Annotated in this window: 19 protein-coding genes; 3 read left to right on the top strand and 16 right to left on the bottom strand. The window is 70.2% G+C overall.

Translation table 11 applies throughout. The features are described 5' to 3' along the window. Positions 1 to 68: 68 nt before the first annotated feature. The 4 genes from AB0878_RS08935 to AB0878_RS08920 form a co-directional block, all read right to left on the bottom strand. Complete coding sequence (locus AB0878_RS08935) at positions 69 to 908, bottom strand: alpha/beta hydrolase (protein WP_366577987.1); 840 nt, start codon at positions 906 to 908, stop codon at positions 69 to 71. A 151-nt stretch (positions 909 to 1,059) separates the two neighbouring features. Then, entirely contained in the window at positions 1,060 to 1,686 is a 627-nt protein-coding gene (locus AB0878_RS08930) for a TetR/AcrR family transcriptional regulator (RefSeq protein WP_366577985.1), read from the bottom strand. Positions 1,687 to 1,780: 94 nt separating this feature from the next. Continuing rightward, the gene (locus AB0878_RS08925; protein WP_366577983.1) at positions 1,781 to 3,466 is read right to left on the bottom strand and encodes a sulfatase-like hydrolase/transferase; all 1,686 of its coding nucleotides are present in this window, start codon (positions 3,464 to 3,466) and stop codon (positions 1,781 to 1,783) included. A gap of 93 nt (positions 3,467 to 3,559) precedes the next feature. Further along, positions 3,560 to 4,591 (bottom strand): hypothetical protein, encoded by a 1,032-nt coding sequence (locus tag AB0878_RS08920; RefSeq protein ID WP_366577981.1) that lies wholly within the window; start codon positions 4,589 to 4,591, stop codon positions 3,560 to 3,562. Between the two features lie 206 nt (positions 4,592 to 4,797). Here AB0878_RS08920 and AB0878_RS08915 point away from each other — a divergent pair, with 206 nt between their 5' ends. After that, positions 4,798 to 5,415, top strand: a complete 618-nt coding sequence (locus tag AB0878_RS08915) for a LuxR C-terminal-related transcriptional regulator (protein WP_366577979.1) — start codon at positions 4,798 to 4,800, stop codon at positions 5,413 to 5,415. A gap of 4 nt (positions 5,416 to 5,419) precedes the next feature. Here AB0878_RS08915 and AB0878_RS08910 read toward each other — a convergent pair whose 3' ends face one another. Then, positions 5,420 to 8,269, bottom strand: a complete 2,850-nt coding sequence (locus AB0878_RS08910; protein WP_366577977.1) for a tetratricopeptide repeat protein — start codon at positions 8,267 to 8,269, stop codon at positions 5,420 to 5,422. Positions 8,270 to 8,549: 280 nt separating this feature from the next. Between AB0878_RS08910 and AB0878_RS08905 the strand changes: the two genes are divergently transcribed. Next, on the top strand, positions 8,550 to 10,058 hold the full coding sequence (locus tag AB0878_RS08905; RefSeq protein WP_366577975.1) for a sialidase family protein: 1,509 nt from the start codon (positions 8,550 to 8,552) through the stop codon (positions 10,056 to 10,058). A 79-nt stretch (positions 10,059 to 10,137) separates the two neighbouring features. Here AB0878_RS08905 and rpmG read toward each other — a convergent pair whose 3' ends face one another. From rpmG to AB0878_RS08850, 11 genes are all read right to left on the bottom strand, one after another. Next, positions 10,138 to 10,302 carry a 50S ribosomal protein L33 gene (rpmG, locus tag AB0878_RS08900; RefSeq protein WP_220239238.1) on the bottom strand — a complete coding sequence of 55 codons (165 nt, stop codon included), beginning with the start codon at positions 10,300 to 10,302 and terminating at the stop codon, positions 10,138 to 10,140. A gap of 256 nt (positions 10,303 to 10,558) precedes the next feature. Continuing rightward, positions 10,559 to 11,629 (bottom strand): acetamidase/formamidase family protein, encoded by a 1,071-nt coding sequence (locus tag AB0878_RS08895; RefSeq protein ID WP_366577974.1) that lies wholly within the window; start codon positions 11,627 to 11,629, stop codon positions 10,559 to 10,561. Then, complete coding sequence (locus tag AB0878_RS08890; protein ID WP_366577973.1) at positions 11,626 to 13,179, bottom strand: amidase; 1,554 nt, start codon at positions 13,177 to 13,179, stop codon at positions 11,626 to 11,628. Before AB0878_RS08890 ends, AB0878_RS08895 begins: the two co-directional genes overlap by 4 nt. Positions 13,180 to 13,297: 118 nt before the next feature. After that, positions 13,298 to 14,620: an amidohydrolase family protein gene (locus AB0878_RS08885; RefSeq protein ID WP_366577971.1), complete on the bottom strand. Its 1,323-nt coding sequence runs from the start codon at positions 14,618 to 14,620 to the stop codon at positions 13,298 to 13,300. 13 nt (positions 14,621 to 14,633) lie between these two features. After that, on the bottom strand, positions 14,634 to 15,629 hold the full coding sequence (locus tag AB0878_RS08880) for an ABC transporter permease (RefSeq protein WP_366577969.1): 996 nt from the start codon (positions 15,627 to 15,629) through the stop codon (positions 14,634 to 14,636). Positions 15,630 to 15,649: 20 nt separating this feature from the next. Further along, the gene (locus tag AB0878_RS08875) at positions 15,650 to 17,251 is read right to left on the bottom strand and encodes a sugar ABC transporter ATP-binding protein (protein WP_366577968.1); all 1,602 of its coding nucleotides are present in this window, start codon (positions 17,249 to 17,251) and stop codon (positions 15,650 to 15,652) included. Then, entirely contained in the window at positions 17,248 to 18,426 is a 1,179-nt protein-coding gene (locus tag AB0878_RS08870) for a sugar ABC transporter substrate-binding protein (RefSeq protein ID WP_366577967.1), read from the bottom strand. The genes AB0878_RS08875 and AB0878_RS08870 overlap by 4 nt, the downstream gene beginning before the upstream one ends. Before the next feature lie 72 nt (positions 18,427 to 18,498). Continuing rightward, the gene (locus AB0878_RS08865; RefSeq protein WP_366577965.1) at positions 18,499 to 19,254 is read right to left on the bottom strand and encodes an SDR family oxidoreductase; all 756 of its coding nucleotides are present in this window, start codon (positions 19,252 to 19,254) and stop codon (positions 18,499 to 18,501) included. After that, positions 19,251 to 19,667 (bottom strand): VOC family protein, encoded by a 417-nt coding sequence (locus AB0878_RS08860; RefSeq protein WP_366577963.1) that lies wholly within the window; start codon positions 19,665 to 19,667, stop codon positions 19,251 to 19,253. Before AB0878_RS08860 ends, AB0878_RS08865 begins: the two co-directional genes overlap by 4 nt. Then, positions 19,664 to 20,665: a 2-oxoglutarate and iron-dependent oxygenase domain-containing protein gene (locus AB0878_RS08855; RefSeq protein WP_366577961.1), complete on the bottom strand. Its 1,002-nt coding sequence runs from the start codon at positions 20,663 to 20,665 to the stop codon at positions 19,664 to 19,666. Before AB0878_RS08855 ends, AB0878_RS08860 begins: the two co-directional genes overlap by 4 nt. A gap of 56 nt (positions 20,666 to 20,721) precedes the next feature. Further along, entirely contained in the window at positions 20,722 to 21,717 is a 996-nt protein-coding gene (locus AB0878_RS08850; RefSeq protein WP_366577959.1) for a 2-oxoglutarate and iron-dependent oxygenase domain-containing protein, read from the bottom strand. Between the two features lie 216 nt (positions 21,718 to 21,933). Here AB0878_RS08850 and AB0878_RS08845 point away from each other — a divergent pair, with 216 nt between their 5' ends. After that, entirely contained in the window at positions 21,934 to 22,584 is a 651-nt protein-coding gene (locus tag AB0878_RS08845; protein ID WP_366577957.1) for an XRE family transcriptional regulator, read from the top strand. Positions 22,585 to 22,928: the final 344 nt, after the last annotated feature.

Below are 22,928 nucleotides of genomic sequence, written 5' to 3'. Positions count from 1 at the left end.
ACCGGGCCCACGCACGGTGACCGACGTGGGCCCGATGGCCGCGAAGTGATCTTTGTGGACAGTGCCGCTCAGGTGGTGCGCGCGAACTCGCCGATCAGCCGGGCGAGCTCGGCCGGCCGATCGAGCGGCAGCAGGGTGTAGCTGTCGTCCACTTCGGACAGTTGCGACTTGGGCAGCAGTTCCGCCAGCCGCCGCCCGTGCTCCGGTGGCATGACGCGGTCCTCGCTCGCCCACACGACCAGCGCGGGCCGGTCGAACTCCGGCAGGTGCGCCGCGGCGTCGACGAGGATCCCGGGCTCGGCCGCCGCGGCCCGCAGCACGCGAACGGTGTCGCGGCGGATCGCCGGTTGCTCCAGCAGCGGCCGCAGCCACCGGACCACGGCGGCGTCGCCGCGTTTCGTCAGCCACCCGAACGAGATCGGCAAGCGGCGCAAGGCTTTCAGCCGCATCTGCTGCAGGAAAGCGCCGAACAGCCCGGGCGACAACCGGCCCGTGAGGAACAGCGTCTTCCCCGTCAGCCCCGGCGGGAAGTTGTCGAACGCGTCGCACGACGCGAGCACCACCCGCCGCACCCGGCCGGCGTCCCCGGCCATCAGCAGCTGCACGAGCGCCCCGCCGGTGTCCACGCCGACCAGCGTCACCTCACGAAGATCCAAGCGCGCCAGGAACTCCCCGGCCAGCCGCGCGAGCGCCGGCATCGACAGGTCGGCGTCGGGCGGCATCGCCTTGCGGTGCGCCCCGAGCGGCAACGTCGGCGCGACGCACCGGAACTCGCCCGCGAGGTCCGCGATCGTCTCCGCCCACAGCGACGAGTCCATCAGCAACCCGTGCAGGAACACCAGAACGGGCCCGTCGCCGCCCGAGTCCTCGTACTCGATGGTCCCGGCGGACAGCTCGATCTCGGTCATGCGCCCGCCTCTCCCGTGGACGGACCGTGCTCCCCGAACCGCGCTCGTCGACACCCCATGTGGACCTCCCGGTCGTTCGCCCCGCCAGAAGTGAACCACGTGGTTCGCAAACGCGTCCAGTGCCCCTGCCCCGGAAACCACCCCGGGCAGCTCAGTCCCCCGCGGTTTCCTCCCGCTCCAGCGCGCGCTCCAACGCCGCGAAGCCCGCGTCGGCGCCACCGGGATCGTCGCTGGTCAGGCGGTGCACGACGAACCCGCGCAACGTCGCCAGCACGAGCTCGGCCACCTCGCGTTTGCGCTGCTCGGGCCACTGCTCCGGGCAGAACGACACCAGGAGGTGCAGGTACTGGCGCGTCGAACCGCGGCCGAGGTCGGCGTAGCGGTCGGGGTCGTACATGGTGAGCCCGACGGCCTGGTCGAGCACGCGGCGCAGGCCGGCCTCCTCGTCGCGCAGCGTCTGCCACGCCACGCGTACGCGGCCGGCGAGCGTGCGCTGCTCGGCGCCACCGGCCATGGCCGCGAGCGCGTTGGCGATCCGGCGGTCGCGCAACGCGAACACGGCCTGGGCAAGCAGGTCCTCTGCGCCCGCGAAGTGGTAGAGCAGCACCTTGTGCGTGGTGCCCGCCGCCCGCGCCGCGCGCCGGAGGGAGAAGTCGACGAGGCCGTTCACGGCGAGGTCGTCCGTCACACGCGCCAGCAGCTCACGCCGCCGCGCCTCCCCGCGCGGCGAGCCCGCCGACCGCCGATAGCCCGCCCGTTCCGCCGAGTCGTCGTCCACCCCGACAGCTTCCCCGATGCCGCCGGGGCGCGCAGCGACCGGCCTCGTCCTTGCCGAACGACGTGCCGAACGACTCGGCGAACGCTTTGCCGATCTACTTGGCGAACGCGGTCAGGAACCGGTCCCGGAAGGTGTCCATGCGCCACACGGGCGCGTTGGCCGCCGGGCGCATGCCGTCGGTCCAGTTCCACGACGACACCCGGTTCAGCACCGCCGGGTCCTTCGCCACGATCGTGATCGGCACCTGGTGCGTCACGCCGGCCGGCGTCACCACGGGCGGCTGGTGGTCGCCCAGGAACACCAGCACCGTGTTGTCGTTGCCGTAGGTCTGCAGGTAGGACGTCAGCGTCGCGAGGGTGTACTGGATCGCCTTGCCGTACGCGGCGCGGATGGCGTTCGGGTCCTTCCACACCTGCTCCGGGTCCTCCCCCATCGCCGGCTGCGGGTCGAAGATCGAGCCGTTGCCGACCTTGTTCCAGTCCACAAGCGACGGACGCGGCGACCACGGCGCGTGGCTGGACACGAAGTCCACCTCGGCCATCACGGGTTTGCGGTTCTGCGCGGCGAGTTCGGTGCGCTGCAGGAAGGAAAGCGTGTACTGATCGGGCATCGTGGCGTACGCGTAACCCGGGCCCTGGTACCCGACGTTGTGGAAGTCGTAGTAGTGCTGGAACCCGTAGTACTTGCCCTCCGGCCACGGCATCGTGTGGGCCGGCACGTCCTGCACCGTCGTCCAGCCCGCCTTGCCGAACGCGCGCGTGAGCGAAAGCCGGTTGCTCGCCAGGAGGTCGTTGTAGCGCTGCTGGTTGTCCACCCACGTTCCCGATTGGACGGTCGAGTGCGCGAGCCAGCTGCCGCCGCCGAAGGTCGAGGAGTCCAGGAACCCGCTCTTCGCCGCGAACCCGGCCGCCTGCAGGCTCTTCGTCTCCTGGTCGAGCTGGGCGTCGATGGCCGGCGCGATGTCGGAGCCCTCGATCGCGAAGCGGCCGTAACTCTCCACAAAGGTCAGCAGCACGTCCTTGCCCTTCAGCCCCTGCAACAGCTGGTCGCCGGGGGTGTTGGCGAAGGGGTCGTCGGCCATCTGCGCGGCGAAATCCTGCTTGTCGTGCAGGTCGGTCCCGACCTGCCGGATGTCGTCGAAGGCGAGCGCGGCCGCGCTGCGCGACGCGATGGGCTGGCCGGGCGCGAGCTGCACCCCGAACACCGCCGCGACGATCCACACGACCCCGAGCACCGCCACCACGCGCGTCGACGCCGTGCGCCGCCCGGCGGCCAGGCGCGTCAGCCGCATCGTGGCGAGCGTCGTGAACACGACCACCGCCAGGATCAGCAGCACCACGCCCACCGCGGCGGCGATCGCCCCGGCGCCGCCGACCTCACCGCGCAGGAAGTCGAGCCCCGCGCTCACGAAGCTCCAGTCGAAGATCGGGTCGAACGGGCGCGAGAGCACCTCGTTGAACCCCATGTCCACGAGTTTCAGCACCGTCAGCACGCCGAGCACCGCGCCGACCACGCCGGCCAGCACGCGCCGCCACCGCGGCGGCAGCACGAGCGCGAGCGCCGCGACGACCAGCGCCTCCACGGGAATCCGGACGAACGCCGCGGGCGAGAGCTCCCCCAGGTTGTTGGGCGCCACCAACGCGAACAGCACGAGCAGGCACGCCAGCACCGTCAGCACCACCGCCGTCACGCGCCGCGTCCGGCTCCGCTCCGGCGGCGCGGGGTCCGGTTCCTCCACTCCGGACAGCTCGCGGTCGTCGGTGCGCGTGAAGAGTGACACGGGGTTCCTTTCCGCCCGAAACCGGCACGGCGGCCGGTGCTCCTCTTCCTTACACGGACGGAAACGCCGAGCGGTTCAGTGGGTTGCCCCGGATCACACCGAAGTGAGTCCCTCCCGGCACCTCAGCCCCGGCACGAACACGTGAACCACCGACACCCGGCCGGTGTGGTGCTCGCGGAGATAGGCCGTCAGGTCGCGCGCGGCGAGGCTGTCCAGGAGCTCGGCCAGCAGCGCCGGCGCGGTGCCGGAGAGGTTGTTCTCGCGGAACGGCACGAACTCCGCGGCCTCGGCCAGGGCCGGGCAGCGGGCGGCGGGGGTGGCGGCGCGGCGGCGCAGCAGGCCGGTCAGCGCGTCGGTCAGGGCGCAGCGCCGGCTGAACGACACCCCGGCGCCCCAGGCGGCACGGTCGCCGGCCAGGTAGGCGGGCACGCCGAGCTGGGGCGTGAGGTCGGCGACGCGCACGGGCCCGCCCGCGGCGAGCGACGCGGAGGCGAGCAGGGCGGCCAGGTCCGCGGGCAGGCCGGCCGGGTCGAGCAGCGCCGGGCGGGCGCCGGCGAGCATCGACTCGTGGGCGTTGTGGTCGAGCAGGCCGATCAGCGCGCGCACGGTCGCCTCGGCGCTGGTCGTCGCGGCGCCCCACGAGGCCGCGGCCGGGCGGGTGCCGAGGGCGTCGTAGTCCACGACGTCGCCCACGGAGTGGCGCAGCAGCAGGTGCCCGGCGCGGCCGTAGTCGGTGATCGCGAGCACGGCCGGCACGGCCGCCACCGCACCGAGGCCGGTGGGCTGCAGCCGCCGGTACGCGAGCGTGCCGACGGGCAGGTCGGTGTAGCGGGCCAGCGCGCACACGGTGTCGTCCGCGGCCAGCGGGCCCGTCGCCAGCTCCGGCGCCGGCACCGCGCGCACGTCGGCCGGGCGCAGCCAGGCGGCGCCGCCGAAGCGGCGGGTCAGCGCATCGAGCACGGCGTCGCGTTCCGCGGTTTCGCCCGCGCCGTAACCCGGCCCGGCCGAGAGCGCCACGCCGTCGCGCAGCAGATCGCAGCGCCACACGGCGGCGATCCCACCCGCCACGGGAGTCAGCTTCGCGGTCAGCCCCAGTTCGGCCACCTCGGCCAAAACGTCGTCCATCTTGTTCGCACCAGCTCGTCGTCCGGGGTTCCCTCGAGAACCCACCTGCCCCCTGCCCGCATCAAACTCGATCACCGCCGGGGAGTCGAGGACTTTCCCGCACGCGTGACCGAACGGCCACCACCGCGGGGTGCGCTGCGCGGCCACTGAACGACGACTGAACGCGCCCGGAGTAGTTGATCAGTCCATTCGCGCATGCTGGCAGCATGAACCAGACCCTGCGGACCGGAACCGTGCGTACCCTGCTGTCGGTCTCGGACGCGCTCACGCGCGCGTGCCTCGAAAGCTACTTCGACGGCAAGCCCGAAGTGGCCGTGGTCGACCGCACGCGCCCCATGGGCGCCGAGGTCTCGCTCGTGGTCACCGACCGGTTCACCCCGCGCACCCGCGACATCCTCGAACGCGTCGCCGCGACGCTCGACATCCCGTCCGTGCTGGTCATCGGCCGGCTCGACGACCTGCCGATCACCGAGCTCGCCCAGCACCGCGTGGTCACGATCCTGGACAAGACGACCAGCCGCAGCGAGGCCGTCACGCAGGCCGTGATCGACGCGGCCGGCGCGCACCCGGCGGACCCGGTCGAGCGGCTGAGCACGCAGGTGCGCCGGCTGACGCACGCCGCGGCCCGGCAGAACCGCCTCGACCGGCGCGAGACCGACATCCTGCGGTTCCTGGCCGACGGGCTGTCGGCCGGCGAGGTGGCCCACCAACTGGGTTACAGCGAGCGCACGGTGAAGAACATCATCAGCAAGATGACCGTCCGGCTCGAGCTGCGCAACCGGGCTCACGCCGTGGCGTACGCGATCCGCGAAGGCCTGATCTGACCGGTCACGAACCGGGCGACGCCACCCGGGGATCCGGTTCTCCGAGGCGCAGGCGCACCTCGTCCGCCGCGGGCATGCCGAACGTGTCGAGCACGTGGAGCGCCTCGCGCCACGCCTTCTCCGCGCCTTCCGGGTCGCCCGCCGCGCTGAGCGCGTCGCCGAGCGCCACGAGGGAGTCGGACTCGTCGGAGCGGTTCCCGAGCTCGCGGTAGTAGGTCACGGCGCGGCGCCACGCGTCGATCGCCTGGTCGAGGTGCCCGAGCGAGCCGTACGCGGTGGCCAGGGTGCTCCAGCAGTTGCCCTCGCCGTTGCGGTCGCCGATGTCCTCGTACAGCTTCATCGCGCGCAGGATCAGCGGCACGGCCTCGGCGTTGCCGCCCATCTCGCTGAGACAGCGGCCGATGCCCTCGAGCCCGATCGCCTCGCCCTTGACGTTGCCGCTGGCCCGGTAGAGTTCGAACGCGCGCTCGTGGTGCTCCAGAGCCGCGTTGAACCGGCCCAGCTTGGCGAACACCGTGCCGAAGTTGCTGTGCACGTACGCCTGATCCGCCGCCAGACCGAGCTGCCCGAACAGTTCAGCGGTGCGGTTGAGGTGCTCGAGCGCTTCGTCGTAGCGCTCGACGAAGTGGTAGGCGCCCGCGAGGCTGCGGTGCACGTTGGCCTGCGCCACCAGGTCGCCGGTGCCGGCCGCGACGCGCAACGCGAGCTCCGCCTGCATGAGCCAGTCGTGGTAGAGCGCGCTGCGCTGGTAGTACGGCTGCAGGCTCAGCACCAGCTTCCACACGTTCCCGGCCAGCCGCGGCACCCCGGCGATCTGCCGGATCAGCAGCGTCAACGCGGGCAACTCGGCCTCGAACCACTCCATCGCCTCGCCGTAGCCGCGCGCGAGGTCGGCGGTCACGCCCGGTTCGAGCACCGGCGGGTCGATCGGGAGCTGGTGCGGGTTCAGCGCGAGGTACGCGCCGTGGGTGCTGCACAGGTAGTGGTTCACCAGCCGCGCGAGGGCGTCGGCCTGCTCGTCGGCCGGGTCGGTCTGCTCGCGCAGCTCCATCGCGTACGAGCGCACGAGGTCGTGGGCGAGGTAGCGGCCCGGGCGGTGCTCGCTGAGGTAGCGGATGCGCGTGAGCTCGTCGAGCAGGTCCTGCGCCTGCGGCAGCGGCACGCCGGCGAGGCTCGCGGCCGCGGCGGTCGAGAAGTCGGCGCCGCGGTGTAGTGACAGCAGCCGGAACAGCCGCGCCGCACCGGGTTCGAGCACGCGGTAGGACCAGGAGAACACCGTGCGCACGTCGCCCGCGCTGTCACCGCGGAACGCCTCCAGCGTCCCCTGCGTGGCGCGCAGCTTCGCGGTGATGTCGGCGAGCGAGAACTGCGGGTGCGTCCGGGCGCGCGCGGCGACGATCGCCAGCGCGAGCGGCAGCCGCCCGCACAGCTCGATGATCTCCTCCACCGCTTCGGGTTCGGCCGACACCTTCTCCTCGCCGAGCCGGCGCACGAGCGTCTCGCGCGCTTCCGACGACGAGAGCGTGTCGAGAGTCAGCAGGTCGGCGTCCTCGGTGGCGACCAGGGCGCTGAGGCGGTTGCGGCTGGTCACGATGACGGCCGAGCCCGCGCTGCCGGGCAGCAGCGGGCGGACCTGTTCGGAGTCGCGGACGTTGTCGAGCACCACGAGCATGTGCCGCCCGGCGAGCAGGCTGCGGTAGAGGCCGCTGCGCGCGTCGAGACCGGAGGGCGCCTGAGTGGCCTCGATGCCGAGCACGTCGAGGAACCCGCGCAGCGCGTCGGCCGGGTCCACGGTGGCGCCCGTGGGGTCGAAGCCGCGCATGTTGACATACAGCTGCCCGTCGGGGAAGCGGTGCGCGACCTGGTGCGCGAGGTGGATGGCCAGCGAGGTCTTGCCGGTGCCGGCCAGGCCGTCGATCACCGCGACGGTGACGCGCCGGCGCTCGGCGGCGCCGTCGAACAACCCGGCGAGCCGGGTCAGCTGGTCGCGGCGGCCGGTGAACGTCGGCAGGTCCGGCGGCAGCTGCGCGGGGCGCACCACGGGCCGGGCCTGTGGCGCGCGGATCTCGGGCACGTCTTCGGCCTGCTGTGCCAGCACGTCGTGCTGCATGCGGGTGAGTTCCACGCCGGGCTCGACGCCGAGCTCGTCGACCAGCCGCTTGCGGATCTCGCGGTACACCTCGAGCGCGGCGGCCCGGCGGCCGACCGAGTCGAGCGCGAGCATGAGCCGCGCGTGCACGGTCTCGTTGAAGGGATCGGCTTTCACGGCCCGCTCCAGGTGCAGCAGCAGCGGCTGCAACGGGCGCCCGGCCGCGTGCGCGACGTCGGCGGCCTCGACGACCGTGGCCAGGCCCTCCTGGTCGATGCCGGCCAGCAGCGCGTGGGCACGCCCGGGCATCATCAGCCCCGCCGCGCACGGGCCGCGCCACAGCGCGAGAGCGGCGTTGAACTCGGCGAGCGCGTCGTCGGCGTGCTCCGCGCGGCGCGCCCGCTGCACGCGGGTGCGGAACTCGACGAGGTCGGAGGACGCGGCGTCGACCTGCAGTCCGTAACCACCGGGGTGGCGCACGAGCCAGTGGCCGGGCGAACGCGCGGGCAGGTCGGGCTCGACGAGCCGGCGGAGCGCGCCGACGTAGCGCTGGATCACGTTCACGGCGCTGGCCGGCGGCTGGTCGTCCCACAGCAGGCCCACGAGCTCGTCGACCCCGGTCGGCTGGCCGGCGCGCGCGAGCAGCACCGCCAGCAGCAGGTTCTGCGCCGGCGAGCCGATGGCGAGCTCGTGGCCACCGCGCCAGGCGCGCAGCGGTCCCAGCAGCTCGAACCGGACACCGACGGGGGCACCGGGTTCGCTCACCGGTTCCTCCCTCGTTCACCGGTTGCGGGCACGTCTCCTCTTGAGCGTAGCGCCCGCTACAGCACGGGTCCGCGAGAGCGCCCTGCGGACAGGACACCGGTCCCGCAGGTAGGACGTGGGACGATCACGGCCAGGTCACCGCCGGGCAAACAGTTCTCCTTGGTACAAAAGCGATTGTGCGTGCGGTTGTACGCCGTGTGTACGACCGCGCCGGAGCCTGGGAGCACTTTCGGCAGCCGCCCCGCGATCGCGGGGACGGCCCCCAGGACGGAGACCGACAGTGAATCTGAGACGTGTCGCACGAGGACTGCTCACGGCGTTGGCCGGGGCGACGGCGTTCGCCGCGGCGGCCGTGGTGCCGGGCACGCCCCCCGCGGCATCGGCCGACGCGGCCAGCACGGTGGTGTACCAGGCCGGCACCGGCGGTTACTCGTGCTTCCGCATCCCCGCCATCGTCAAGGCCAACAACGGCGACCTGCTTGCGTTCGCCGAGGGGCGCAAGAACAGCTGCGCCGACGCGGGTGACATCGACCTGGTCATGAAGCGCCAGGCCAAGGGCAGCTCCACGTGGGGGCCGCTGCAGATCGTGATCCAGGGCTTCGGCGACACGAAGGGCAATCCGACACCCGTCGTCGTGCCGCCGACCGCGGACGAGCCCGACGGCCGCGTCGTGCTGCTCTCGGTGATGCAGTGCATCGCCCCGCACGCCTCGTGCGGCCGGACACCGCGCGTGAGCATCAGCAAGGACAACGGCTCCACGTGGGCCGCGCCCCAGGTCCTGACCACGCAGCTCGGCTTCACGGCGCCGCCGGGCTGGCTGGCGACCGGGCCGTCGCACGCTTCGGTGCTCACCCGCGGTGCGCACAAGGGCCGCCTGGTCGCCGGCATGAGCTACCAGGTCAACGGCTCCGCGCCCGACACCGGCGCCATCGTCTACAGCGACGACCGCGGTTCGACGTGGCACCTCGGCGCCCACGACGCGAGCACGAACAACAGCACCCTCAACCCGCAGGAGATCAGCCTCACCGAGCTGCCCGACGGCAAGATCTACGCCTCGGCGCGCAACAACGCGGGCACGATGTGCTCCACCGTCGAACGCGCGTACGCGATCAGCTCCGACGGCGGCCAGACGTTCAGCCAGAAGTTCGTGACCGAGCCGGGCCTGGCGAAGACGCCCGACGTGCAGGGCTCCACGCTCGCGATGAGCGCGACGGACACGGGCGGCGCCTACACGCGGCTGATCTTCGCGGGCCCCTCGGTGTGCGACCACCGGCACGCGCTGCGCATCCGTTCCTCGTTCGACGAGGGCGGCAGCTGGCAGGGTGACACCGACGGGTTCCTGGTGTGGAGCCAGGACGCGGCGTACTCCGACCTCGTCTCGCTCGGCACCGGCTCGGCCGGCGTGCTCTTCGAGGGCGGCCCGCAGGGCAACTCCAGCGCGGCGATCCGCTGGGCGAAGTTCACCGACGCGAACCTGGGCGCCCCGGCGTGCGGCTCGGGTTACGGCGTGATCGACCAGGGCTCGCTCGGCACCGCGGGCACGGTGTACCTGTCCTACAACGCGGCCACCGGCAAGAACTGCGTGAGCACGATGAAGAACGCCGCCGCGGGCACGCCGTCGCAGACCACCGCGTACCTGCAGGTGCAGGGCAGCACGAAGCAGACGGACTCCGGCTCGTTCTCCTGGTTCGCCGGCCCGGTCACGGCCTCGGCCGCCGGCAAGTGCGTGACCTGGGGCGGCTCGGTCGGCACCGCGAAGTTCGACGCCCCGCTCGGGCACTGCGGCTGACCGTTCTTCCGGCGCTGACAGCGAAAAAGGGCTGAGGGTGGTCGTGACGACCACCCTCAGCCCTCGGTCCTGCTCGGTGTCAGCGCTCTTCGCGGAAGTCCACGTGCTCGCGGACGACCGGGTCGTACTTGCGCAGCACCATCCGATCCGGGTCGTTGCGGCGGTTCTTGGTCACCACATACGTGTACCCCGTGCCGGCGGTGGAACGCAGCTTGATCACCGGGCGCAAAACGCTCTTCGCCATCGGTTCTCACCCCTTCCTGCTCGTGGCGGTCACCGGGTTCGTCCGGCTTCCGCAGCGGGTGTAACGGTGGGAGGGGGCGGAAAAGTCCCGGGGTGAAGTGGGCGGGGTCACGTCCCGTTGCGGCAGCCTGGTGTCCGTCCATTTCGGACGCGCGCGCTGGGGATGCGGTCCTCGCGGGGCGGCTTGCGTTGGGGAAGCACCCCGAAGCCGGATTGTGCTGACGGCCACGACACCTGTACTCCACCGCGATGGCCCCTCACCCGCCGAGGAAGTCCGCCTTCCGGATGGTGGCGTGAACGCCCTTGACGACGTCGACGACCTGGGAGATGCGGAAATCGGTGGCGGCCGACAGGTAGGCGTACGCGTTCGGTGCGTCCATGCCGTAGCGAATGCCGAGCAGGGCGATCGCGGCCCGGACGGCGTTCTGCATCGCGACGTCGAGGTCCTCGTCCAGGCCGGTGGGGATGAGGAACTCCGCTGTCTCCGCGATCGGGGCCACGAGGTCGCCGAAGTCCCGTACGGCGCTCTCGCGGGGGATCACGTCGAAACGCACGGTGGCGCGCAGGCTGGCCTCGAGCGCGGTGAGGCTGACCTCGCCGTCGCCCTGGGCGAAGTGGGGGTCGCCCACGTAGGCGAGGGCCTCGTCGACCTGCACCGGGAGGTAGAGGGTGGCGCCGGTGGTGAGCATCCGGATGTCGAGGTTGCCGCCGTGTGACCCCGGGGGGACGCTGTGGGGTCGTTGGTTGCCGGCCACTGCGACGCCCATGATCCCGAGGAAGGGGGCGAGGTCGAAGCGGGCCGGCCCGATGACCCCTTTCCCGTCGACGACGGGGGTGAAGACGCTGTGCACCTGCTGGTCGCCGAGCGGGTAGGTGCCGGGGAGCGCGCCCTTCGCGTGGCGGTTGCTGACCACGCCGTAGGGCACGCGGGGCAGGGTGTCCTCGACCGTGATCGCCAGCAGGTCGCCGGGCAGCGCGCCGCTGACAGCAACCGGCCGCGACACCACGTGCGGCCCGTCGACGCCGAACGTGTGGTCGGGCTCTCCCGCGGGGCCACTGGCCGCGAGCGAAATCGCGTCTTCGAGCACCTCGGCGACGCCGTACGCACTGAAGAACGCCTTCGGGTCGCGCCCCTGGTCCTCGAGGATGCCCTCGTGGCTGATCGTGTCGAACGTGACGCTGGAGCCACTGTCGACCGTGAGCACAGGGCTGTCGGTGGCGCACGGCAGCCGGCCCCACAGGACGTGGTCGAGCGTGCTCGGCAGGTATGCCTCCGCCCGGATCGGGCCCGTGCCGGGCTGCAGCGCCGGCATCGGCTCCCCCGTCACCGCCCGGCACCTTCCCGCGACTGACCCGACGTCGCTCCGACGGCAGCGGTGGCGAAGTCGACCGATTGGGCCAGGCGCAAGAGATCGTGGTCGCGGCCGGGAGAAGCGACCAGACACAGGCCGCACGGCAACCCCTCGCTGGTTCTCAGAGGAATGCTCAAAGCGGGCGCGCCCGCTATCGACGCGAGGCAGGTGAGCCGGAGCGTTGCTTGCCGCACAGACTGGATCTCGGCATGCCTGAGCGGAGCCACGGTGGGGGTCGTCGGCAGAATCAGCACCCGGCCGGCGAGGGTCTCTCGGATCTCGGTCCGCGCCGAGGAGACCACCTCGGCCGCCGCGAGGGCTTCCTCGGAAGTGACGGTGCTCGCGTAGGCGAACCGGTCGCGTACGTCGGCGCCGAGATGCTCTTCTCGCCCCTGGATCCAGTCGCCGTGCGACTGCCATGCCTGGAACGCCTGGAGAGTGCGGAAGGCCTCGCTCCAGACGTCGAGTGGTGGCCGCCATTCGTCGTCCATCCGAGCGCGGCTCGGCAGGACCGCCAGGACCGCGGCGGCGACGCTGGGCTCCGCCTGATCGATGAGCGCGGTGGCGGCGACGTAGGCCGTCTCTCCCGTCGCCTGCTCCCGCGTCTGACTCCTGGTCTGGCGTGGTGGCAGCAGCACGCCGCCGACGCGGGCCAGGGTCTCGGCGTCGCGGGCCAGCCACCCGACGGTGTCGAAGGCGGGTGCCAGCGGCATCATGCCCTCGACCGGGACGGCGCCGTGCGTCGTGCGAAGGCCGTAGAGCCCTTGGTAGGAGGCCGGCACCCGGATGGAGCCGGCGGTGTCCGACCCGAGACCCACGGTCGCGTGTCCCAGGCTGACCGCACTCGCAGGCCCGCTCGTCGAGCCTCCCGGGTGTCGACGCGGCGCCCGGGGGTTGGGCGGGGTGCCGTAGTGGTGGTTGTCGCCCGCGATGGAGTACGCGAACTCGTCGGTCTGGGCGATCCCCTTGAGAGAGGCGCCGGCGTCGAGGAGCCGCTGCACGGCCGGAGCGTTGACCCGCGCCGGCGAGGCCTGGGCGAGCCTGGTGGGGTTGCCCGCCCCGACGGGGAAACCGCGGACTTCGAAGATGTCCTTGATCGCCACCGACTCGCCGGCGAGCGGCCCGTCTTCGCTTCCGTCCGCGCGAGCGACCAACGGATTGCCGACGATGCGCCAGATCCTCGTGTCAAGGGCCGGCGCCGGCTGATGGACGTGGGCGACGGTCACCCGCCACGCTCCGTCGATGCGTTGCCACAATTGAGTCTGCTGGCCCCGTCCCCCGGCTTCGAACTCGGTGACGGCCACGACCATCGCATGGCTTTCGTCGATCGGCCGTACGTGGATCCCGACGATGGAGCGGCGTGCGGCACCGCCACGCGCGGCTCGGAACGAGCTGATCTCGTGGTGACCGACCAGCAATCCTGCCGCATCGCCTCGAAGCGTTGCGCTGCCCGGAGCGAAGAGCCGAGCCAAGCCGGCCAGATCGTTGTCCATGAGTGCGTGTTCGTAACTCCAGAACGCCTGCACCAGACCGTCCTGGGGAGGATTGGGGATGCTGGATATCAACGTTGCCTCTCTTGCTGTTCGATCCCGTCTCGGAGCTCAGCCGATGACCTGGGTGTCAGTGCGGTGACGAGCCCTGCGCTCAGCCGGGAGCGGCTCGCACCGGATCCGGCCTCCCGATGTCCCGCCGGGACGTGTCGAAGTTGGGTGGGGTCTGGAGTACGGGGCGGAGTCTGGTGAAGGTGAGCCGCCCGCGCTTGAGGCCCCACAAGGGCTCGGCGATGGTGGCGACCGCATTGGCCGCGCTGTCGGCCGGCAGACAGATCAGGTCTGCCGGCGCTCCTTCGACCAGGCTTGCCGCGCTGCCGGGGTCGACCACCCGGGCCGCGCCACCGGTCACCAGTGAGAAGGCCTGTTCGAGGCCCTCCCCTGCCAGGTGGGTGATGTTGGCGTAGAGGTTGGCCATCCGGATCAGCGACCCATCCCCGTAGGGAGTGAAGGCGTTCAGGACGTTGTTGGTGGCCACCGAGCATCGCAAGCCGTTGCCGATGAGGGATTTCACGTCGAGCACTCCGCGGGGCTTGGCGTGACCGAGTGCCCTGCCCATGAGGAACAGGTCGGTGGCCGGCAGCACGGTGAAGGCGAGGTCGGCGTCGACGGCCAGCGCCGTCAGTTCGGCGAAGCGTTGCGGCGTCACGAAACTGAGCTGGGTGACATGCCCCACCGTCACCCTGCCCTGCATCCCGTGCTGGACGGTGCGTCGGCAGACCTCCTCGAGGAGCATGCCGTCGGCGGTCTCGGCGAGGTCGAGATGGAGGTCGATGGGGACGCCGAAGTGCCGCGCCCGCTCGAAGATCCAGTCGAGCTGGCCGAGCGGGTCCACGTCGGCGTACGGCGCGCCACCGAGGACGGGGGCCCCCTGTTCCAGAGCGGCCTCGATGAGCGCCTTGGTCTCCTCCGACCGGGTGAGGCCCTCTTGAGCGAAAACACAGACCTCGACGTCGACGTAGTCGCGCCATTCTTCGGCGACTGCGTTGATGGCACGGAAGGACGTCAACGCGACGACGTCGTCGACCTCGACCTGAGTGCGGACGCGGGTGGTGCCGTGGAGGACGCAGTCGCGAAGCGTCTGCGCGGCCCGCTGGTGGACGTCGTCTTCGGTGAAGCCCTTCTTCAGTTCTGCCGTCTCGGTGATGGCCGAGGCGAGCGTGCCGTCGAAGTGGCGGTAGCGAGCCATCAGCCGGGACTTGTCGAGGTGCAGGTGACTGTCGACGAAACCAGGGGTCACCAGGTTGCCGCCGGCGTTCAGTGCTGCTCGGCCCGCGAGACCGGGTGCCAGGCGACGCACGACTCCCCGGGAGATCCCGATGTCGATCGGGGCCTCGCCGGATGCGACGCGGGCGGACTTGACGACCAGGTCGTAGACGGTGTTCTTGATCGAGTCGTGGTCCTCGTGACGGCTCATGTTCGCAGCGTCCTCAGGATGTCTCGGCGGCGGGAAGCGACTCCGCGCGGTGGCTGTGGCGGATGCGGGCGAATCGGTGCCTCAGACCGGTGAGGGACTCGCCGCGGCTGAAAGCGTCGAAGCCGACCGCGGCGACGATGACGCAGCCCTGGACGATGGATTGCCAGTAGGCGTTGATGCTTGCCTGGTTGAAGAAGTTCTGGAGCACGGCCAGGATCGCCACGCCGGTGAGGGCTTGCCAGACTCGGCCCTGTCCGCCGATGAGGGAGACGCCGCCGATCAGTGCGGCGGCGATGACCTGCAGCTCGATGCCGGTGCCGATGTTGGCCTGTCCCGAGCCGACCCGGCCGACGTAGAGAATGCCGGCCACTCCTGCGGTCACGGCGGTGATGACGTAGGTCAGCGTGCGGGTGAGGTCGGTCCGGATCCCGGAGATGTAGCTGGCGGTGTTGTTGCCTCCGGCGGCGTAGAGGTCTTGGCCGTAGGTGCTGAAGGTGAGAACGATCGTTGCCACAAGGGTGAAGCCGGCCAGGACGAGGGCGCTGACGGGGAACACGCCGCCGATGCGGCCGGAGCCGAGGTCGGCGATGAGCCCGGCGTGGACGGAGTACGTCGCTCCGCCGGAGTAGAGCAGGGCTGCGCCACCGACGATCTGCGAGCTGCCGAGGGTGGCGATCAGCGGGTTGATGGCGAGTTTGGTGACCATGAGGCCGTTGGCCAGCCCGACGACCCCGGCGATCGCGAGGGTGATGATGATGGCGAGGAGTGGCGGGTTGTGGAGGGCGAGCGCGGAGCTCACCGTCGCCGCGAGCGCGTAGGTGGCGCCGACCGAGAGGTCGAAGCCGCCGCTGATGAGGCAGAAAGTCATGCCGAGCGCCATGACGGCTATGGGCGTCCATTGGTCGCTGATGTTGACCAGATTGCCGGCGGTCAGGAAGCTGCTTTGCCCGCCGGCGATCACGACCATCACAACGAGGGCGAGGACGATGCCATAGCGGCGGCCGGCCAAGCGGATGGTGTTCAGATAGGTCACGAGGCTCCCTCCGTTACGGCGATGGGGGTGGGTTCGAGCAGCATGGCTGCGTACACCTGGTCGCGGCCCTGGGTTCCGGCGGCGGTCGCGACAATCCGGCCGTGTCGCATGACCAGGACGCGATCGCAGAAACCGAGGAGGTCATCGGTCTCCTCCGAAGCGATCAGGACCGCCGTGCCCTGGGCGACGGCGCCTTCGACGACACGGAAGATCTCGTCTTTGGCGCCGACGTCGATGCCCCGCATGGGCTCATCGACGAGCAGGACCCGCGGGCGGGCGTGGAGGAGCCTGGCGAGAACGACCTTCTGCTGGTTCCCGCCGGACAGGGTGCCGGCCGCTGCTTTCAGACGATGAGCGGGGAGGCTGACCGCGGCACCGCGGTCGGCCGCCGCAGCGAAGGCGTGCTTGCGCCTGACGAGGCCGCACCGTGCGGGCCGTGCGATGGTGCTGACAGTCATGTTGGTCCAGGACAGTTGACGCAGGATCAGGCCCTGGGTGCGCCGGTCTTCGGGTGCGAGAGCGATTCCTCGGGTGAGTGCCTGGCGTGGAGTGCGGGGCCAGGCCGTGCCACGCCCGTCCACGTGCATCTCCCCGCCGAGCACAGGCTCCAGTCCTGCGATGGTTCGCAACAGACGGGTGCGTCCGGATCCCACCAGCCCGACCAGGCCCACGACCTCGCCGGGGCGGATGCAGAGGTGGTCGATGCGCAGCCGTCCGGGTGTCACGATGTTGCGCACCTCCAACGCGGGAGCGGCTTTCTCGCTGTCCGGGAGGCGCGGACGGTTGCGAGTCACCGCGTTGACCGAGCGACCCACCATGGCGGTGGTCAACGAGTCCACGGTGAAGGTTGCTGCCTCGCCGTGGGCCACGACCGCGCCGGCCCGCAGGACGGTGATCTCGTCGCCGAGCTCGAGCACCTCCTCGAGGTGGTGGCTGATGAGCAGGACCGCGGTGCCCCGGGAGCGAAGCAGCTTGATGATGGCGTGGAGTTTGAGGCGTTCCCGGGCGCCGAGCGCGGCGGTGGGCTCGTCGAGGACCAGCACGCGGGACTCGTGCCGGAGCGCGCGGATGATCTCGATCTGCTGCTGCACGGCGACCGGCATCCCCAAGCTGGCGCCGGTGGTGGGCACGTCCAGCCCCAGCTCGGTGCACAGCTGGGTGAAGGCCGACACCATCCTGCGCCGTCTGCGGATGCCCAGGACGTGCATCTGCCGGCCCAGAAAGACGTTGGCCACCGGGTCCAGACCGGGGACGAGGCTGGGCTCTTGGTGCACGGCGGCGATGCCGAGCTTCCTGGCGTGGCGAGGACCGTGCAGGTGCACCTGGTGTTCGTCGAGGATGAGCGAGCCTGCGTCGGGTTTGACCACGCCGGTGAGCATCTTGAGCAGCGTCGACTTCCCCGCGCCGTTGGCGCCGACAAGACCGTGCACCGTCCCGGCGCGCAGTGTGAGCGTCACGCCGTCGACAGCCTTGATTCCCGGGTAGGCCTTGTGCAGGCCCACCGCAGCCAGCACCCCGGACCCCGGAGCGCGTTCGCTCCCGTCCCGGGCGTGCGCCACGCCCGGGACGGCACCCAGATCGGGACGGGCGATGCTCATCCCACGCTCCAGGTCGACGTGAAGCCGGCGGCGTTGGCCTTGGTGATGACCGGGTCTCCGCCGTGGAACATCGGGTCCTTGAGAACGTTGTAGACCTTCGTCGTGGGGTCGAAGCCGGGGACGGTGATCTTCTCGCCTTGCATGGTCTGGATGGCGGCTTGCAGTGCCCGGGTGGCTTCCTCCACGGGCAGGCCGGCGACGTCGGCGTAGACCTGTCCCGCCTTCACCATGTCGACCACGTTGGCGGCTCCGGCGAGCGAGACGACCTTGATGTTCCCCAGCTTTCCGGTGTCGATGAGCCACTTCATCGAGGGTGTGGCGGTGTTGTCGTCGCCGAAGACGATCCCGTTGACGTCGGGATGGGCCTGCACGATGTCCTGGGTGGCCGCGAGGCCGGTGGCCCCGTCCCAATTGCCCGGGACGGTGGCGACCAGGTCGAGGCCGGGATACTTCTTGAGCTCGTCGAGGAAGTTCTGGGTGGTCAGCTGGACGATCGAACTGCCGGCCGGCCCCGGGAGATAGGCGACCTTGCCGCCGTTCGGGAGCGCCTTGTGCATATACCCGGCGAAGAGCCGGCCGGTCTCGGACTCCAGGCGGCCGAAGAATCCGATGGTGCCGGGCGAGTACAGATCCTGCACGTGGCCGCAGATCGGCGTGTTGTAGATGGAGACGATCAGATGCTGGGCGGCGTCGGTCAGCGCTCTGCACACCGACTGTCCGTCGATGGCCTCGACGACCAAGGCCTTGTACTTGCCGCTTGAGACGGCGTCCTGGATCTGAGTGAGTTGTTTGCCGGAGTCGAAGTCGGCGCTGAAGACGTCCATCTTCACGCCGTCCTTCGCCGCCAGTGCCTTGGCGGCGTTCGTCGCCGACTGGAGGTAGGAGTTGCCGAGGCCATCGGTGAAGAAGGCCACCGCACCACTCGAGGAGCCACCGCTCGCACCGGAGTCCGAAGAGCCGGCAGAGCTTGACGACCCGCAGGCCGCGAGGCTGACCGCGGCCAGCGATCCGATGATCGCCGCAGCGATCAGGCGGGAACGGGGTCGAGTCGCCGGTCGGCTTTTCGGTGGAGTGATTGTGGGCATGGCTGAGAGACCTTTCGCTCGCTGAGGAGTCGCGCCACGACGGTGCGGATGGCGCTCAGAGGTGCGCGCCGGCTCCTCGTTGAGCCGCACCTTTGTGTTCGGGGAGGTGTGTCGGGCTTGCGCCGATCGTCGGCGCGGTCGGCGCCAAGCCCTGTCGGTGGTTCACAGGGCGGTGTATCCGCCGTCGACGGCGAACGCGGTGCCTGTGACGTAAGAGGCTCCCGGGGATGACAGGAAGACGACCGCCTCGGCGATCTCTTCGGGCTTGCCCAGTCGGCCCATCGGCGTACGGGCCGCCACCTGGTCCGCGTTGTCCTTTCCGGACTGTTCCATGATCACGGTGTCGATTCCGCCGGGGTGCACCGAGTTGACGCGGATGGCGTCGCGGACGTGTGCCATCGCCGCGTGCTTGGTCAACACCGTGACGCCGCCCTTGCTGGCGTGGTAGGCCGCGCCACCTTCGGCACCGACGAGCCCCCAGATCGAGGAAGTGTTGACGATCGAGCCACCGCCGTTGGCGATCATCGCCGGGATGACGGTGCGCATCCCGAGGAACACACTGGTCAGGTTCGCGGCGATGGTGCGGCTCCAGCCCGGCAGGTCCTCCTCCGTGATCGGCGCGCCGTTGAAGACGCCCGCGTTGTTGAAGAGCACGGTCGGCTCGCCGTAGGTCGACCGGCACGTCTGCAGAGTCTGCTGCCACTCGGCCTCGGAGGTGACGTCGTGGATCACGAAGCTGACTTCGAGGCCGCGGCCGGTGAGTTCGGCCGCGGTCTGCTTCCCGACCTCACCGAGCAGGTCGGTCATCAGCACCTTGGCACCCTCCTCGGCGAGCCGGCGGGCCGTGGCCGCGCCGATGCCGTTGGGGTGCGCGGTCCCGGTGACGATGGCGACCGCACCGGTCATGCGACCGGTCACGCCACGCTCCCGAAGATGTGGTTGATCCGGAACACGTTGCCTTCCGGATCGGTCAGCACGGCCTGGTACCAGCCGTAGGAGGTTTCGTAGGGCTCCTTGACCAGGGTGGCGCCCGCGGCGACGGCTGAGTCGATCAGGGTGTGGACCTCGTCGTGAGAGCCGGTCTCGAAGTTGAGCAGGAAGCCCGCGCCTTGGGTCTCGCGCAGGGGTTCCAGGTGAAGCAGGTCGTAACCCTCCGGGGAGAGGAACCCCAGGCCGCTCGCGCCGGTGGAGAAGCCGCGGAAGACGTTGTTGCGCATCTGCTCGACCTCACTCAGGCCGAACAGCTCGGCGTAGAACCTGGGCAGGTCCTCAAGGTTCTTGGCGAAGACGTTGACCCAGTTCAGGACGCCGGCGCTCGTGGTGGTGGTCACGCGACCTCCTCCTCGTCGATCTGCTGCTGCGCGAACTTGGCGGCGAGGTACTCGCCGTTCTTGATCGGGGCGTACTTCGGCGGCCGGTCCGGGCCCTGGCAGGTGGGGATGCACTCGATGACCGCGTCGTAGTTGGGCTGGAAGAACATGACGATCGAGATGCGCCTGTTGGTGGGAACGACTGTGCGCTCGGGGTTGACGACGCGGTGCATGGTGGAGACCCAGGTGTCGTTGGTCCACCGCGCGAGGGAGTCGCCGATGTTGACCACCAACGAGTCCGGGATGACCGGGACATCAACCCACTCACCGGCCTTGTTGAGCACCTGCAGGCCTCCGGAGTCGACCGCTTCCTGCCACAGGACCGTGAACGCGGTGTAGTCGGTGTGCTGGCCCACCCGCATCTGTCCCGCCAGTGGCGGCTCCTCCTGAGCGGGGTAGTAGTTGACGCGCATGATGCTGGTGTGCTTGTCGATCTTCGGGAGGAAGTAGTCGGGCTCGAGGTCCAGCGCCATCGCGAAGACCTGGCTGAGCAGCTGAGCCGTACCCGTCATGGTGTCGAACATGTCGGTCAGGACCGGCTTCATCACGTTCGGCGTCTCCGGCCACACGTTCGGCGCGAACGCAGCACCACCGGCCTCGTGGTAAGCGTCGGCAGGCACATCGGACGGCCCGACGTCGAAGAGCTCCTTGATGTCCGGCGGAGCGGCCATGTTGTCGAGCTGCGCCAGCGACTCCACACCGAGCCCGATGTAGCCGCGGATGTGCGAGGGGTCGGGCCGGCCGGCCGCGGCCTTGGCGGACACGTCCTGGGAGAAGAACTCCAGGCTCGTGTCGTAGGCGGTCTTGATCTTCTCCGGGGCCACGCCGTGCCCCTTGATGACCAGGAAACCGATGTCCCGGCAGGCCCGCCCGACCTCGTCGGCGATGCGCCGGCGGGTGGTCTCGTCTCCGTCGCGGAATCCGCTGAGATCGATCAGGGGAACGTCAAGAAGCGTCATCGTGCTCACTCACTTTCTGGCCGGCCGGCCGGATATCTGGCTCGGATGTCTGGTGCTCAGTTGTCGTTCTGGGAGCGAACGAACATCTCCAGGAGGTGCTCGCCGGACGTCGTGGTCGGGTACTTGGGCGCCGCACCCTCCGGCAGGCAGCTGGGGATGCACTCGATCACCGCGTCGTAGTTGGGGTTGTGGAAGAAGATCAGCGACTGCCGCCGGCTCGTCGACGCCTGCTCAGCCGGGGGGTTGACGACGCGGTGGAGGGTGGACACCCACTCGTCGTTGGTCCAACGGGCCATGAGGTCGCCGATGTTGACGATGAAGCAGCCCGGGAGAATGGGGACATCGCGCCACTCCCCTTCGGCGTTGCGGACCTGGAGCCCGCCGGGGGCGTCCTCGGTGGCCAGGATGGTCAGGCTGCCCCAGTCGGTGTGGGCGCCGGCCCGGATCTGGCCGGGCTCCGCCGGGTTGTCGGTCGCGGGGTAGTTGCGGACGCGGAGCCTGCTGATGTGGCGGTCGAGCTTGTCCTCGAAGTACGACTCTTCCTCGCCCAGCGCCAGCGCGAAGGCCCGCATCAGCTCGTTCGCGAGCTCCGACATCGCCTCGTAGTACTCGGTCCAGATCTTCTGGAACTCCACCGGTTCGTCAGGCCAGAGGTTGGGGGCGAAGTGCCGGCCCGCTGCCGGCGCGAACGCGTAGTCGTCCGGCGGGACGTCGATCGGCCCGATCTGCATGCTTTCGTTCAGATCGCCGGCTTTGGCGTTGAGGTCACGAGAGCGGCCGATGGACTCACCCGCCACGCCCAGGTAGCCGCGCAGGACGCCGGGCTGCGGCTTGGCCACGCTCAGCTTCCGCTCCGCGGGGAGGTCGAAGAACTGACGTGAGATCTCCCTGGTGCGCTCGATGAGCGCCGGGTCGACGCCGTGCCCGTTGATCACGAGGAAGCCGATGTCACGGCACGCGCGGTCGACCTTCTTCGCGACCTTGGCGCGCGCCTCGGCATCGCCGGTGAGGAACGGGTTCATGTCGATGACGGGAACGTCAAGCAGCTTCATGTCTGGAAGCTCCTGTCCGGGTGAACTGGGGGCCGGCGGAGTTGCGCGCAGCGCACGCTGTCGCGGGGATCCTGGCCCGGGGGCGGAATGTTCCTGCGAGGAACAATGGCCAGTAGTTATTACCGGCTTCGCATGCTCGTGTTTCGCATGGGTGAACTGTTCCCGTGGGGAACATTGGTTGCACGGGCGAGGGCGAGCCGGTGAGCGTCCGCCGATATGATCAGGACGACGGATTCGCATGGCGGAGAGCAGGAGCAGATGGATCAGGGACGCAGTGACCGGATGCTCGGCGCCCTGGGCGCCGGGATCCGGGAGCGTCGGCAGTCGCTCGGGCTGACCCTGAAGGATGTCGAGGGAGCCACCGGGCTGTCGCATCCGTTTCTGAGCAAGATCGAGCGGGGCCTGTCGCGCCCGAGCATGCGCACGCTGACGCTGATCGCGGACGTGCTCGGCACTACGGCACACGCGCTGGTCGCGTTGGGCAGCGCGGAAGACTTCGGCGGAGTCCAACGACGCTCCGCCCTGGAGGTCGAGCACAGCACTGGTATGGCCCGCTTCCTCGTCCGCGGAGCCTGGCCCTTCCTGCCGGTCGAGTACCGCTCAGGGCCCAGCGAGTTCGAGGAGTACTACACACATGCCGCCCGCGAGATGATCTACGTCGCCACAGGGCGGTGCGAGATGGAGGTCGAGGGCCACGGCATCTTCAAGCTGGGTGCCGGCGAGAGCCTCTTCTACGGCGGCCATGTCAAGCACCGATGGCGGCAGCTCAACAAGGGCTCACTTCGTGTGCTTCTCATTCAAGAAAGCCTTGAAGCGACGGCGACTCTCGGGCCGGACCAGCCAGAACACAGCCGGCCGTCCAGATAGCACAGGTCCATCCAGACGGCGGCTTTCATCGCGCGCGCGGACAGGTCGCGAACTCGAACCGTCCCCGGTCGGACCCAGGTCTGGGACGCGGATAGGGGGATGTGCGCTCTCGCGATCCCGCACACCCGGTGATCGTTTCTGGTAAAGACTTCTCGCCGCTCTTGTGCTGCCGGCGGGCTCGGAGCGCGCCCCGCAAGCTCGAACGAAGTCCGACGGCCGCAGGGAGGCTTCGGATCGGGGTGCCGGGGTGGGTCTGGGTGCGGGGCTTGTCAGCCGGCAGTTGGCGAGGTGCGGCGCGCGGCTCGGGTGGGTGGCAAGTTGGTTCGGCGGCCTGCGGTCGAGGA

The sequence above is a fragment of the Amycolatopsis sp. NPDC047767 genome, assembly GCF_040704195.1.
Taxonomy (GTDB): domain Bacteria; phylum Actinomycetota; class Actinomycetes; order Mycobacteriales; family Pseudonocardiaceae; genus Amycolatopsis.
This window is presented reverse-complemented; position numbering and strand designations above follow the sequence as displayed.

What these genes read in the sequence shown, in the direction of transcription:
- AB0878_RS08845 (WP_366577957.1), top strand. Translation starts at nt 21,934, where the DNA reads ATGATCAGGACGACGGATTCGCATGGCGGAGAGCAGGAGCAGATGGAT.
- AB0878_RS08875 (WP_366577968.1), bottom strand. Translation starts at nt 17,251, where the DNA reads ATGAGCATCGCCCGTCCCGATCTGGGTGCCGTCCCGGGCGTGGCGCAC.
- AB0878_RS08855 (WP_366577961.1), bottom strand. Translation starts at nt 20,665, where the DNA reads ATGACGCTTCTTGACGTTCCCCTGATCGATCTCAGCGGATTCCGCGAC.
- AB0878_RS08850 (WP_366577959.1), bottom strand. Translation starts at nt 21,717, where the DNA reads ATGAAGCTGCTTGACGTTCCCGTCATCGACATGAACCCGTTCCTCACC.
- AB0878_RS08915 (WP_366577979.1), top strand. Translation starts at nt 4,798, where the DNA reads ATGAACCAGACCCTGCGGACCGGAACCGTGCGTACCCTGCTGTCGGTC.
- AB0878_RS08920 (WP_366577981.1), bottom strand. Translation starts at nt 4,591, where the DNA reads ATGGACGACGTTTTGGCCGAGGTGGCCGAACTGGGGCTGACCGCGAAG.
- AB0878_RS08885 (WP_366577971.1), bottom strand. Translation starts at nt 14,620, where the DNA reads ATGAGCCGTCACGAGGACCACGACTCGATCAAGAACACCGTCTACGAC.
- AB0878_RS08935 (WP_366577987.1), bottom strand. Translation starts at nt 908, where the DNA reads ATGACCGAGATCGAGCTGTCCGCCGGGACCATCGAGTACGAGGACTCG.
- rpmG (WP_220239238.1), bottom strand. Translation starts at nt 10,302, where the DNA reads ATGGCGAAGAGCGTTTTGCGCCCGGTGATCAAGCTGCGTTCCACCGCC.